Origin of the sequence: Caballeronia sp. LZ028, from assembly GCF_031451415.1 — a bacterium.
Taxonomy (GTDB): domain Bacteria; phylum Pseudomonadota; class Gammaproteobacteria; order Burkholderiales; family Burkholderiaceae; genus Caballeronia; species Caballeronia zhejiangensis.
Window position 1 is genome coordinate 57117 of the sequence record NZ_JARUXN010000004.1, and the last position, 11924, is coordinate 69040.

Annotated in this window: 13 protein-coding genes; 8 read left to right on the forward strand and 5 right to left on the reverse strand. The window is 62.4% G+C overall.

What is annotated here, in order from left to right; translation table 11 throughout:
• Positions 1-112: 112 nt before the first annotated feature.
• Complete coding sequence (locus QCE58_RS23030) at positions 113-1537, forward strand: DUF2252 domain-containing protein (RefSeq protein WP_250521461.1); 1425 nt, start codon at positions 113-115, stop codon at positions 1535-1537.
• A gap of 64 nt (positions 1538-1601) precedes the next feature.
• Here the strand turns inward: QCE58_RS23030 and QCE58_RS23035 are convergent, their stop codons facing one another.
• Positions 1602-1958 carry a DUF2471 family protein gene (locus QCE58_RS23035; protein ID WP_175982362.1) on the reverse strand — a complete coding sequence of 119 codons (357 nt, stop codon included), beginning with the start codon at positions 1956-1958 and terminating at the stop codon, positions 1602-1604.
• Between the two features lie 264 nt (positions 1959-2222).
• Between QCE58_RS23035 and QCE58_RS23040 the strand changes: the two genes are divergently transcribed.
• Positions 2223-2411 (forward strand): CsbD family protein, encoded by a 189-nt coding sequence (locus QCE58_RS23040; RefSeq protein WP_008354211.1) that lies wholly within the window; start codon positions 2223-2225, stop codon positions 2409-2411.
• 130 nt (positions 2412-2541) lie between these two features.
• On the opposite strand, the gene QCE58_RS23045 is transcribed toward QCE58_RS23040, so the two are convergent.
• Positions 2542-3144 (reverse strand): helix-turn-helix domain-containing protein, encoded by a 603-nt coding sequence (locus QCE58_RS23045; protein WP_250521460.1) that lies wholly within the window; start codon positions 3142-3144, stop codon positions 2542-2544.
• 155 nt (positions 3145-3299) lie between these two features.
• Here QCE58_RS23045 and QCE58_RS23050 point away from each other — a divergent pair, with 155 nt between their 5' ends.
• Positions 3300-4502: a glycine C-acetyltransferase gene (locus QCE58_RS23050; protein WP_250440837.1), complete on the forward strand. Its 1203-nt coding sequence runs from the start codon at positions 3300-3302 to the stop codon at positions 4500-4502.
• 69 nt (positions 4503-4571) lie between these two features.
• Positions 4572-5609, forward strand: a complete 1038-nt coding sequence (gene tdh, locus QCE58_RS23055; RefSeq protein ID WP_008354214.1) for an L-threonine 3-dehydrogenase — start codon at positions 4572-4574, stop codon at positions 5607-5609.
• Between the two features lie 10 nt (positions 5610-5619).
• Here the strand turns inward: tdh and QCE58_RS23060 are convergent, their stop codons facing one another.
• Complete coding sequence (locus tag QCE58_RS23060) at positions 5620-6258, reverse strand: YceI family protein (protein ID WP_034472270.1); 639 nt, start codon at positions 6256-6258, stop codon at positions 5620-5622.
• 180 nt (positions 6259-6438) lie between these two features.
• Here QCE58_RS23060 and QCE58_RS23065 point away from each other — a divergent pair, with 180 nt between their 5' ends.
• Positions 6439-6957, forward strand: a complete 519-nt coding sequence (locus QCE58_RS23065) for a hypothetical protein (RefSeq protein ID WP_250440836.1) — start codon at positions 6439-6441, stop codon at positions 6955-6957.
• A gap of 344 nt (positions 6958-7301) precedes the next feature.
• The gene (locus tag QCE58_RS23070) at positions 7302-7793 is read left to right on the forward strand and encodes a phosphate-starvation-inducible PsiE family protein (RefSeq protein ID WP_008354218.1); all 492 of its coding nucleotides are present in this window, start codon (positions 7302-7304) and stop codon (positions 7791-7793) included.
• 33 nt (positions 7794-7826) lie between these two features.
• Here the strand turns inward: QCE58_RS23070 and QCE58_RS23075 are convergent, their stop codons facing one another.
• Both QCE58_RS23075 and QCE58_RS23080 read right to left on the reverse strand, forming a co-directional pair.
• Positions 7827-8069, reverse strand: a complete 243-nt coding sequence (locus QCE58_RS23075) for a hypothetical protein (RefSeq protein ID WP_008354219.1) — start codon at positions 8067-8069, stop codon at positions 7827-7829.
• 214 nt (positions 8070-8283) lie between these two features.
• A complete protein-coding gene (locus QCE58_RS23080; RefSeq protein WP_033535848.1) occupies positions 8284-9177 on the reverse strand; it encodes a LysR substrate-binding domain-containing protein in 894 nt (297 codons plus the stop codon).
• Between the two features lie 132 nt (positions 9178-9309).
• On the opposite strand from QCE58_RS23080, the gene QCE58_RS23085 reads away from it, so the two are divergent.
• On the forward strand, positions 9310-10491 hold the full coding sequence (locus QCE58_RS23085) for a M20 aminoacylase family protein (protein WP_250503190.1): 1182 nt from the start codon (positions 9310-9312) through the stop codon (positions 10489-10491).
• Positions 10492-10507: 16 nt separating this feature from the next.
• A complete protein-coding gene (locus QCE58_RS23090; protein WP_034472267.1) occupies positions 10508-11824 on the forward strand; it encodes an MFS transporter in 1317 nt (438 codons plus the stop codon).
• Positions 11825-11924 lie beyond the last annotated feature (100 nt).

Here is an 11924-nt window from a genome sequence, read left to right on the forward strand (position 1 = left end):
GTGTGTCCGCCAAAGTGTCGATAACTGTCTTGGCGGGCGTGCGTTTCGTCGACTACTGTCGTCTATACGGCTTCCTTCCATCCACGAACACAAGAGCAAAAAGGAGCGAGCGATGCCCCAGCAATCCTGGCAGGAACGTCGCGCGAATGGACGCGCCAGGCGCGAACGCACACCGCGGGCCGCGCAAGAGGCGATCGGCGATGTCGATCGCGATCCCATCGAGCTTTTGCGGACAAGCAGCAAAGGCCGCGTCGATGCGCTGATTCCCTTGCGTTACGGCCGCATGCTCGTTTCGCCGTTCACGTTTTATCGCGGCAGCGCGATCCTTCAGGCGCACGACCTGGCCGGCACACCGGACAGCGGCATCGCCATTCAGATCTGCGGCGACTGTCATCTTTCCAACTTTGGCGGCTTCGCAACGCCGGAGCGCGCGCTCATTTTCGATCTCAACGACTTCGACGAAACCGCGCCCGGTCCGTGGGAATGGGATTTGAAACGGTTGGTCGCGAGCTTCACGATCGCCGGCCGGCATCTCGGCCACGGCGATCTGGCTGCGGACGAGTTCGCGTTTGTCGCCGCGCGCAGTTATCAGACGCATCTGCGCGAGTACGCTGAAATGAGCGTGCTCGATCTCTGGTACGAGCGCATCACCTTCGATCGCATGTACCAGGCCGTGCAGAGCGAAGACGCGCGGCGGCGCATCAAGCGCGGCATCGAACGGGCTTCGCGCCGCACGCACGAAACGATGCTGCCGAAACTCGCCGACCGAACCGGCGACACGTGGCGCATTCGCGATGCGCCGCCTGCCGTGTTTCACATCCACGGCAAGAGCACGCTGATCGATAAGAACGACGGCTGGATGACGCTCAAAGCCAGTCGTGAAGATGCGCTCGCGACGCTCGTGCGCGATTATGTCGCGACGCTTACGCCGGAGCGCGCGAGATTGCTGTCGCAATTCAGCCTGCAGGATGTCGCGTTCAAGGTGGTCGGCGTGGGCAGCGTCGGCACGCGCTGCCTCGTTTTGCTGCTCACGGATCATCACGACAAGCCGCTTTTCCTGCAGATAAAGGAGGCATCGACGTCGGTCGTCGCGAGATTCACGAAACATGCGAAGCACGCCGACGATATCAAACACGACGGGCACCGCGTCGTTCACGGACAACGTCTGATGCAGGCCGCCACGGACCCGTTTCTCGGCTGGGCGACCGGACCGCTCGGGCGCACGCTCTACATCCGCCAGTTACGCGACATGAAAATTTCCGCAGAACTCGATACTTTCAGCGACGACGTCTTTCGCGAATACGCCGTGCTTTGCGGCTGGGCGCTTGCCCGCGCGCACGCGAAGTCCGGCGGATGCGCGCCGGAAATCTCGGGCTACCTGGGCAACAGCGATCGAATGGCCGAAGTTCTAGTGCGCTACGGTCGCGCCTACGCGGATCAGGTGGAAAAGGACTACGAGGTGTTTCGCGTTGCGTGCCGGGACGGCAAGCTCGAATCGCGTTCGGATGCGGACATCGCGGCGGAGTTCGCGCCGTGAAACGATCCGCTGCGCGATGACATGAACCGGGGCACGCGGGTTCAGTCGCGTGCCGCGGGATGCGTCAATGCGCAGCGCTGACTGCTCGCGGCCGATTCTGTCGCGATGCGCGCTCGTAGGCGTCTACGGCGAAGGCGAAAACGGCGGGCAAGGCATCCGAGGATGCAACGTCGACGACGTCATCGGTTTCGGGGAAATGAAAGTGATCGGGACGCGCGAACAGCTCGCGCAAGGCGGCTTCGTGTCGTCCCGCGAATCCGAGGTCCGCGACGGCCTCCGCCTCGATGGCATGCAACAGCCGCCAAGTCAGCGGCACTCCTTTATCGATGTAACGCCCCGCGATCTGACGCGTGATGCGCTCGAGGTCATGCACCGCGCGGGCGAACTGCCTTCTGCTCAGGTTTTCACCATTCGACTCCATGATCCACCCCTTCCGGCCGGTCTTATTGTACTGTACAAATATACAGTACTTGTTGCAATGAAAATAGCGTCGCGCGAGTCGAACCGGGTGTATGTGCGATTCCGCCTACGTGCGTTTCAGACATGCGCGGCTATGCGCGCCTGCCGACAAAGCGCATCGTTCAACCGTGCTTGGGAAACTCCTGAGCGGAACGCGCAGGCAGTTTCTGCGTTCGTTCGACGGCACCGCGCGGCCAACAGCGCTGCAAACCACGGGAGAACTGACATGAACAAGGATCAAGCCGAAGGCGTTGGCAAGCAGGTCAAGGGAAAGATCAACGAGGGCGTCGGCAAAATGACGGGGGACACGGCTCAGGAAGCCAAGGGCGACATGCAGCAAGCAGCCGGCAAGGTCCAGAAAGGCGTGGGCGATGCACGCGAGGATCTGAAGGACAGCGTGAAAAAGAACCCGTAAGACGGGCCAACCGGCGCCGCGACTCCGGCGCCGCTTTGAGCGGGACGTGCTCGATGCGTCCCGTTTTTTATTGGCGGGCGCACGGCGGCGCGCCGACTTTATGCGCAAAAAGTTCCGGACGCTCAACGCATCAGCCGTGGATGACGACGAGCAACGCCTTGGCCTCCGCGCGCCCGACATTCCGGATCGCGTGCGCCTCGTCCGCGGCATACCGCGCGGTTTCCCCCGCCTTCAGACGACGCGTCGCACCCGACGCATCGACCTCAACGGAACCGTTCAGCACTGTGAGATGCTCGCGCGTTCCCGGTTCGTGCGCGTTCGACGTGAGCGCGGCGCCCGATTGCAGCGTAAGTTCGTACCACTCGAACTTGCCGGCGAGTTCAATCGGTCCCCACACGCGCAACTGATAGCCGCCGTTGTCCCCACTCAGGGTCGGTATTTCATGCAGCCCCGAAACGCGGATCGCTTCGGCGGGCCTTTGCTGCGCGAACAATTGGTCGAGGCTGATGCCGAGCGCATTGGTCAGTCGCCACGCGACGGCGATCGTCGGATTTGCCTTGTCGCGCTCGATCTCCGACAGCATCGACTTTGACACGCCGGCCGCGCGCGACAGATCGTCGAGGGTCAGCTTCCGTTCGCTGCGCAAGCGTTGAATGATCTCTCCGACGCGCGGCGGTGTTGCGCCTGCGCCCGCGAGATCGCCTGCTTTTCCCTCTGAACCCGTGCTTGCCATGAATCGACCAATCCCGTAAAGTGTTCGGCATATCGGAAATGCGTTCGAAATATCGAACATGTCCGATGCGATGGATGCACTATAACAGGGCTAAGGACGGCGCGCGCGAGTCACGAGGCGCGGATTGCATTGGCAGGCCCAGAACAAGGATTGCGATGAAAGACCGATATCTCTCCCATTTGCGTTCGACGCTCGACGAAATTCGCGCTGCGGGGTTCTACAAGACGGAGCGCGTCATCGCGAGTCCGCAGTCGTCGGACATTCGGCTCGCGAACGGCGCGGCGGTGCTTAACTTCTGCGCGAACAACTACCTGGGTCTCGCGGACGATCGCCGGCTCATCGAGGCCGCGAAGGACGGACTGGACGCCGATGGTTTCGGCATGGCGTCCGTGCGTTTCATCTGCGGCACGCAGACCGTGCACAAGGAACTTGAACAGGCGATCGCGCGTTTTCTCGAAACGGACGACGCCATTCTTTATTCGAGTTGCTTCGATGCAAACGGCGGCCTCTTCGAAACGCTGCTGACCGAAGAAGACGCGATCATCAGCGACGAACTGAATCACGCCAGCATCATCGACGGCGTGCGGCTCTCGAAGGCCCGGCGTCTGCGCTATAAGAACAACGACCTCGCCGATCTGGAAGCGCGTCTTCAGGAAGCCGATGCAGCCGGCGCACGCTTCAAGCTGATCGCGACCGACGGGGTTTTTTCGATGGACGGCATCATCGCCAACCTTTCCGGCATCTGCGATCTCGCTGACCGTTACGGTGCGCTCGTCATGGTCGACGATTCCCACGCCGTCGGCTTCATCGGCGAGAACGGGCGCGGAACCCCGGAGCAATGCGGCGTGCTCGATCGCGTCGACATCATTACCGGCACGCTCGGCAAGGCGCTTGGCGGCGCGTCAGGCGGCTATGTCGCCGCGCATAAGGAAGTCATCGATTTGCTGCGTCAGCGCAGCCGGCCGTATCTTTTCTCGAACACGTTGGCACCGAACATCGCCGCGGCATCGCTGAAAGTGCTTGAACTGCTCGCAAGCGACGAAGGCGCGACGTTGCGCCGGCGCGTCCGCGAGAACGGGGCGCACTTCCGCAAGGCGATGTCCGCGCTCGGCTTCGATCTTGTCCCCGGTGAACATCCGATCATTCCGGTCATGCTGGGCGACGCTCAACTCGCGTCGAAGATGGCTGATGCGCTGCTCGACGAAGGCGTCTATGTGATTGGCTTCTCCTACCCTGTGGTGCCGAAAGGACGCGCGCGCATCCGGACGCAGATGAGCGCGGCACACACGCCGGAGCAGATCGATCGCGCAGTCGATGCGTTCGCTCGCGTCGGCCGATCCCTCGGCGTCATCGGCTGACTTTATGCGCATAAAGGCCCGCGACCTTCGAAGCAGCATCATCAAGACCAAACGCCAGGATCAAACGCAATGAAAGCCCTCGCCAAACTCGAACGCGCACCCGGCCTCACCCTGACGCGCGTGAAGCGACCCGAAGTCGGTCACAACGACGTTCTTATCCGCATCCGGAAGACGGCGATCTGCGGCACCGACATCCACATCTGGAAATGGGACGAATGGGCGCAGAAGACGATTCCGGTGCCGATGCATGTCGGTCACGAGTACGTCGGCGAGATCGTGGAGATGGGACAGGAAGTACGCGGCTTCGCCATCGGCGACCGCGTGTCGGGCGAAGGCCATATCACATGCGGTTTTTGTCGTAACTGCCGCGCGGGCCGTCGTCACCTGTGCCGCAACACGGTCGGCGTGGGCGTGAATCGTGAAGGCGCATTTGCGGAGTTTCTCGTGATCCCGGCGTTCAACGCGTTCAAGATTCCGCCTGACATTTCCGACGATCTCGCTGCGATCTTCGATCCGTTCGGCAACGCGACGCACACCGCCCTTTCATTCAATCTCGTCGGCGAGGATGTGCTGATTACCGGCGCCGGGCCGATCGGCGTGATGGCTGCGGCGATCGCGCGGCACGTCGGCGCGCGCAACGTCGTCATCACCGACGTGAACGACTATCGGCTCGAACTTGCCCGCAAGATGGGCGCGACGCGCGCGGTCAACGTGGCGAACGAAAACCTGCGCGACGTGATGAGCGAACTCGGCATGACCGAAGGATTCGACGTGGGCCTGGAAATGTCCGGCGTGCCGAGCGCATTCACGGCGATGCTCGAATCGATGAATCACGGCGGCAAGGTCGCACTGCTCGGCATTCCGCCGGCGCAGACCGCCATCGACTGGAATCAGGTGATTTTCAAGGGACTCGAAATCAAGGGCATCTACGGACGCGAGATGTTCGAGACCTGGTACAAGATGGTCGCGATGCTGCAAAGCGGCCTCGATCTCTCCCCGATCCTCACGCACACGTTTCCCGTCGACGACTATCAGCGCGCATTCGACACGATGCTTTCCGGCAACAGCGGCAAGGTCGTACTCGACTGGACCGCCGTCGCGGCCTGAGGGGCACGGATCACGGCGCGTTGTCCGCAGATGCCTTCGAAAATTCGGCCTGAATGGCGACGTGCACATCGTCGCCGACGGCCGGATACCACGTCGTCAGTCCGAACTGAGCGCGGCTGAAATGTCCGTCGGCGGAGAAGCCCAGCGTTTCCTGCTTCGTGAGCGGATTGACCGCGTGTCCGTTGAACGTCACGTTGAGCGTGACCGGCTTCGTCGTGCCGCGTATCGTCAGATCGCCCGTCAATATGCCCTTGTCTTCGCCGGTGCGTTGAAACGCCGTGCTGACGAAAACGATGTCCGGATAACGCGCGCCATCGAACATGTCCGGTCCTTTCAGCATGCGATCGAGCAGCGGCACATTGGTGTTGACGCTGGACGCGTCGATTCGCGCGCGTACCGAGCTTCCGGACATTCCGTCCGCGTTCCAGTCGAGTTGCGCCGTGGTCTTATCGAATCGGATGACGAAGCGCGAGTAGTGGAAATGATCGACGTCGAAACTCACGTTCCAGTGATGCGGATCGAGCTGATAACGTCCTGCCGGCACGCTCGATTCACTCGACGAAACGTGATGCGTCACGACCTGAAGCGGCGTGCACGCCGTCAATGCGATCGCCGCGAGAAAAAGAACGAGACGCTTATAAGCCTTCATCGCGCATTGCCTCGAAAACAAAAATAGAACGTCGACAAGTTTCGCCGAGATCATCCGAACGCGCGCAAGCCGTCACGGACTTTTCGTCAGCACACACGAAAATGTCGCGATCGGGTAGAGTTCGCCTCGACCTACATCTCAAAAAAGCGGCGCCACCGTACGCGCGTTGGCGGATAAAACATGTGCACATGGCTGTCCCGATTCCGAACGTTTCGCGCGCACTTGTCGGCGGTTGCCGCGCTCGTCGCGCTGGGCTGGACGCCCGCCGCGCACGCAAGCTGGTGCGGCGACGGTCTCTGGCTCGACGCGATGGTCGCTTCGCATCACTTTCACCCGGACAAGGACTTCGAGCAATTCAATCCGGGCATCGGCGTGGAATGCTGGGTCGCGCCGCAATGGGCGGTGACAGGCGGCTACTTTCGCAATTCGCTGTCGAAGCCGTCGTTCTACGGCGGCGGCGTGTGGGGACCGGACTTCCTTCACTGGAATTACATCAGGCTCGCAGTCATGGCCGGGCTCATCTCCGGCTATGACTACGGCAGCTACGGCCTCGGCCATAACCATACGGTCGGTCCGGTTGCCGCGCCGCTCATCATGCTGGAATACAAGCGCGTCGGCGCGAACATCATCCTGATTCCGCCGATCCCTTCGAGCGATCTTCCGTTCACGCTTGGGTTCATGCTCAGACTGCGATTCTGAACATCGTGCGGGGTTTGTGGTTTGTAACGTACTCCCGAGCTCCAGACGACTGAACGAGAATCCAGCTAACGCCTTCGCGGCCGAGGCAAACCGGCGACGCTGTCAGGCGCGCCGCGCATGCGTTCTTGACACCCGCGTTGGCGGCCCAACGATTGCTGAGGGGTGCGATGTGACGCATCGTGCACAGCAAACAAGAGAAAAGAATCAGCACGTAGACGAAAGAAAACGCCGCACGCATGGCTCAACGTCATAGGCCCGGCTTTGGCTCGCTACGCGATGTCGGCGTCACTCCGTGCCCGAGTCTCTCTGCGACCCCATCCATGAGCAAGCCAACCCAGATTCGCATGAAGCTCGACGAATATCGGCTGCAATGGCGCGTGCTGACCTTCTACGAGCGCTTCGAGCAGATCATCGCCCACATCCTGAGCGTCGTGATCTCGGTGATCATCGTCGTATCGCTGTGGCAGTTGATTCGGGCGGTCATAGCGCTGACGCTGTCGGGGGCGCTCGATCCGCTGGATCATGCGATCTTTCAGGCGGTTTTCGGCATGGTGATGACGTTGTTGATCGCGATGGAATTCAAGCATTCGATCACTCGCGTCATGTTAAGACGCGATCACATCGTGCAGGTCAAGACAGTGCTTCTCGTGGCGATGCTCGCGATAGCGCGCAAGTTCATCATCCTTGATCCAGCCACGGACCCGGGCCGCATTGCCGCACTGGCGGCCGCGCTGATCGCGCTCGGCAGCGTCTACTGGCTAATGCGGCAACGCGACGATCCCGTCGATGCGGCGATTGCAGAGCGCGCCGCGCGGGATCGCGAAAAGCGCGATTGATATTCTGTTGGCGTGCTGCCGATGCTTTCAGCGTCAATCTGGCAGCACGAACTCGGTACGCATGTCTTCGATCACCTTCTCGACGTGATGTACATAGTCCGCACCGAGGTCGTTGAGCGGCACGATGTTCCAGTTGCGGCCGGATGCGTCGGGCGGATGCCGCTCTGGCAGCGGTATGCGCACGCGCAAGGCTCCCGGCGCGTCAGCGGAGATTTTGGCCATGCGGCTTTGCAGTTCGTCGCGAATCTGCTCAGGGGTTCGAACGGTTTTCGGCATGGGTCTGCCTCCTTCGCTTGCACGTCTGGATCGTGACTGGTTGGGCGCAGACGTTGGACGCATGCACCGACGCCTCTTTGAAGTTTAGTCGCTAATTCGGATAGGCATCGACTGATGCAATGATCGTCCAGAAAAAGTGAGTGCATTCCTCCTCACAGCCCCGATTCTCGCTGTCTATTCCACGAATCCGGAATCTTCTTGAAGCGCACCTGCCTCACTGTCCCCGCGCCGCGTGTCGCAAGCACTCCAGCATCAACGTCGCAGCGGGCGTCAGCGGACTGTCCCTGCGCGTCACGATTCGCACCGACACGGCAGGCAACGGATCAACGATAGGAAAGATCGCGAGCCCTTCGCCGACCCATGGATGTTCCAGCAACGCGGCGGGCATCGCGGCGAGCGCATCCGAGCCACGCAACAACCCGTGCGCGATGATGAAGCTCGGACACTCGATCACACGTTTGGGCACCATCAGACCGCGCTCGGCGTACGAATCGAGCAGCGCCTGCGTCGAACTTTCCGGCGACGGATTCAGCAGCCACTCCGCATCCGACAACTCCGCGAGCGACGTGCAGTGCCGCAACGGATGATCCGCGCGCCCGACGATCGCCGAGCGGCTCTCGTACAGCTCGATGTGATCGAACTCCGGCGCGAGATGTTCGGGCACGACGACCGCCACGACGAAGTCCAGCGAACCATCGCGCAGACGCGGCATCGCGACGCCCGGAAAGCCTTCGATAAAACTCACGCGCGCGTCCGGCATCTGCTTGCGAAACGCGCGATACGCCTGCGGCAATATCGATAGCGCGGCAGTCGGCGTGACGGCCGCGCTCACGCTGCCCGCGCCGGCGCCTTTCATCTGCGCGATGTCGTCTTCCGCGCGGCGCATTTCGCTGACGATCAGATGCGCCCGCACGCGCAACTGCTGCCCGAACGCCGTCAGTTGCACGCCGCGCGCGGTGCGCAACACGAGCGGTACGCCCAGATCCTGTTCCAGTTCCTTGATCGCCTTAGTCAGCGCCGCTTGCGACAAATGAAGGCTGCGCGCGGCCGCGCGAATGCTGCCTTGCTCGGCGGTCGTCAGGAAAGCGCGCAACTGGTGATATTTCATGCTCATGGCCGACATCCTAGGGTTATCGCCGACAACTAATAGTCATCACGCAATAAATTTACCGTCTTTTGGTTTGCTTATCGGCTTTATATGCTTGGCACACATCGAATCGCATCGAGCAAGGAGCGTCATATGTTGTCAGTCGAGCCCGTCATCCCCGGCATTGCCGCCATCGCATCGGAATTCGTCGATGTGCGCCGGCGCATTCACGCGCATCCGGAACTTGCGTATGAGGAAACGCAAACCAGCGATCTCGTCGCGGGATTGCTCGCGCAATGGGGCTACGAAGTGCATCGCGGGCTGGGCAAGACGGGCGTCGTCGGCGTGTTGACGGAAGGCGAGGGCGGCAAGCGCATCGCACTGCGCGCCGACATGGACGCGTTGCCGATCGAGGAAGCCACCGGCCTGCCGTATTCCAGCAAACACGCGCGCACGATGCACGCATGCGGCCACGACGGCCACACCGCGATGCTTCTGTGCGCCGCGCGCCATCTCGCCGAAAGCCGCCAGTTCTCGGGCACGCTGATCGTGATTTTCCAGCCCGCCGAGGAAGGCGAGGCGGGCGCGCGCGCGATGATCGAAGACGGTCTCTTCGAAAAATTCCCGTGCGACGCCGTGTTCGGTCTGCACAACATGCCCGGCCTGCCCGCGGGCGACATGTTCTTCACGCCGGGTCCGGGCATGGCGTCGTCGGATCGCGTGAACATCACCGTGCGCGGCGTCGGCGGACATGGCGCGATGCCGCACGTCGCATGCGATCCGATGCCCGCGGTCGCATCGATCATGCTCGGTCTCAACAGCATCGTCGCGCGCGAAGTGGATGCGCAGAAATCCGCGGTCGTCACCGTCGGCAGCGTGCAGGCGGGCGAGGCGTGCAACGTGATCCCCGAGACCGCGCTGCTGAAGCTCTCCGTGCGCGCGCTCGACGCGGGCGTGCGCAAGCAGCTTCAGGAGCGCATCACCGCGCTCGTGAACGCGCAGGCATTGGCGTTCGGCTGCACGGCCGACATCGACTACGAACTCGGCTATCCGGTGCTCGTGAATCACGCGGAACCGACCGCCTTCGCCACCGATGTCGCGACGAAAATGCTCGGCGCGCAACGCGTCGATCCGGCCGCGCGTCCGCTGATGGGCAGCGAAGACTTCGCCTTCATGCTCGAAGCGTGCCCCGGCACGTATGCGTGGATCGGCAACGGCATCGGCTCGAAGGGCGGCTGCATGGTGCACAACCCCGGCTACGATTTCAACGACGACATCCTCGCGATCGGCGCGAGCTACTGGGTGCGCCTGGCCGAAGCCTGGCTCGCCGACTGATCCTTCGGAATCCATCATGAACGCACCTACCTTTGCCAGCGCGCCCGCGAATCCTTCGATGCAAACCAGCCGCGCGGCGCGCACGCGGCTCGTTCTGGCGGCGGCGGTCGGCAACGCGCTCGAGTTTTACGACTTCATCGTCTATGCGTTCTTCGCGCTGACCATCGGCAAGCTGTTCTTTCCGGTGGACGATCCGGTCGGCCAGTTGCTGCTTGCGGTGGCGAGCTTCGGCGTCGGGTTCTTCACGCGGCCGATCGGCGGCTTGCTGATCGGCATGTACGCCGATCGCGCCGGCCGCAAGAAGGCGATGCTCCTCACGCTCGGGCTGATGGCGCTCGGCACCGCGATGATCGCCGTCGCGCCGACTTACGCGCAAGCGGGCATCGCCGCGCCGATCATTCTCGTGATCGCACGGCTGATTCAAGGCTTCTCGGCGGGCGGCGAAGTCGGCGCATCGACGACGCTGTTGCTCGAACAGGCGCCCGCGAACCGGCGCGGCTTCTATGCATCGTGGCAGTTCTCGAGCCAGGGACTTTCGGCGCTCGCCGGCGCGTTGACCGGCGTCGCGCTCACGGCGACGCTCACGACCGCGCAACTCGAAAGCTGGGGCTGGCGCGTGCCGTTCTTCATCGGCACGGCGATCGTGCCCGTCGGCTGGTGGCTGCGTCGCACGATGGAAGAAGCGCCGCCGCAAAACGTCGCCGCCGCGCCCAAGGCACCGAAGATTCCGCTTGTCACCGTGCTGCGCGAACATGGCCGCGCGGTGCTCAACGGACTCGGCCTGACGATCGGCGGCACGTCGGCGCACTTCATCATCGTGTTCTATCTGTCGATCTACGGCGTGAAGACGCTCGGCCTGCCGAGCTGGACGTCGATGCTTTCGGGCTGCGTGTCGGGCGCGATTCTCTTTATCGTCGCGCCGATAGGTGGCTATCTGTCGGACCGCATCGGCCGCAACAAGCTCGCGCAGACGACGCGCATCCTGCTGATGCTCGCGATCTGGCCGGCCTTCGCGCTGCTGAACAAATCGCCGAACGCGACGACGCTGCTCGCGGTCGTCACCGTGCTCTCGATCGTGCATTCGCTCAACGTCGGTCCGACCGGCGCGATGCTCGGCGAGCTGTTCCCGCGTTCGGTGCGCGCGACGGGCGCGGCCATCGTCTACAGCATCGGCGTGGCGATCTTCGGCGGCTTCGCGCAGTTCTTCGTGACGTCGCTCATCGTCATTACGAAGAGCGTGATGGCGCCCGCGTGGTACGTGATCGGTTGCGGCGTGCTCTCCGTGATCGCGGTGGCGTGCATGCGCGAAAGGTCGCAGGAAATGCTCGACTGATCGTCAAATCTTGCGCTGCACGCGCGCCGGATGCGTATGCGAGGTGTATAACTCGACGTGTCCGGGTTTCTGAAAAGGCCGCCCGCGCGGCCTTTTTTAC

What these genes read in the sequence shown, in the direction of transcription:
- QCE58_RS23080 (WP_033535848.1), bottom strand. Translation starts at nt 9,177, where the DNA reads ATGAAATATCACCAGTTGCGCGCTTTCCTGACGACCGCCGAGCAAGGC.
- tdh (WP_008354214.1), top strand. Translation starts at nt 4,572, where the DNA reads ATGAAAGCCCTCGCCAAACTCGAACGCGCACCCGGCCTCACCCTGACG.
- QCE58_RS23085 (WP_250503190.1), top strand. Translation starts at nt 9,310, where the DNA reads ATGTTGTCAGTCGAGCCCGTCATCCCCGGCATTGCCGCCATCGCATCG.
- QCE58_RS23070 (WP_008354218.1), top strand. Translation starts at nt 7,302, where the DNA reads ATGAAGCTCGACGAATATCGGCTGCAATGGCGCGTGCTGACCTTCTAC.
- QCE58_RS23090 (WP_034472267.1), top strand. Translation starts at nt 10,508, where the DNA reads ATGAACGCACCTACCTTTGCCAGCGCGCCCGCGAATCCTTCGATGCAA.
- QCE58_RS23065 (WP_250440836.1), top strand. Translation starts at nt 6,439, where the DNA reads ATGTGCACATGGCTGTCCCGATTCCGAACGTTTCGCGCGCACTTGTCG.
- QCE58_RS23035 (WP_175982362.1), bottom strand. Translation starts at nt 1,958, where the DNA reads ATGGAGTCGAATGGTGAAAACCTGAGCAGAAGGCAGTTCGCCCGCGCG.
- QCE58_RS23030 (WP_250521461.1), top strand. Translation starts at nt 113, where the DNA reads ATGCCCCAGCAATCCTGGCAGGAACGTCGCGCGAATGGACGCGCCAGG.
- QCE58_RS23040 (WP_008354211.1), top strand. Translation starts at nt 2,223, where the DNA reads ATGAACAAGGATCAAGCCGAAGGCGTTGGCAAGCAGGTCAAGGGAAAG.
- QCE58_RS23045 (WP_250521460.1), bottom strand. Translation starts at nt 3,144, where the DNA reads ATGGCAAGCACGGGTTCAGAGGGAAAAGCAGGCGATCTCGCGGGCGCA.
- QCE58_RS23075 (WP_008354219.1), bottom strand. Translation starts at nt 8,069, where the DNA reads ATGCCGAAAACCGTTCGAACCCCTGAGCAGATTCGCGACGAACTGCAA.
- QCE58_RS23060 (WP_034472270.1), bottom strand. Translation starts at nt 6,258, where the DNA reads ATGAAGGCTTATAAGCGTCTCGTTCTTTTTCTCGCGGCGATCGCATTG.
- QCE58_RS23050 (WP_250440837.1), top strand. Translation starts at nt 3,300, where the DNA reads ATGAAAGACCGATATCTCTCCCATTTGCGTTCGACGCTCGACGAAATT.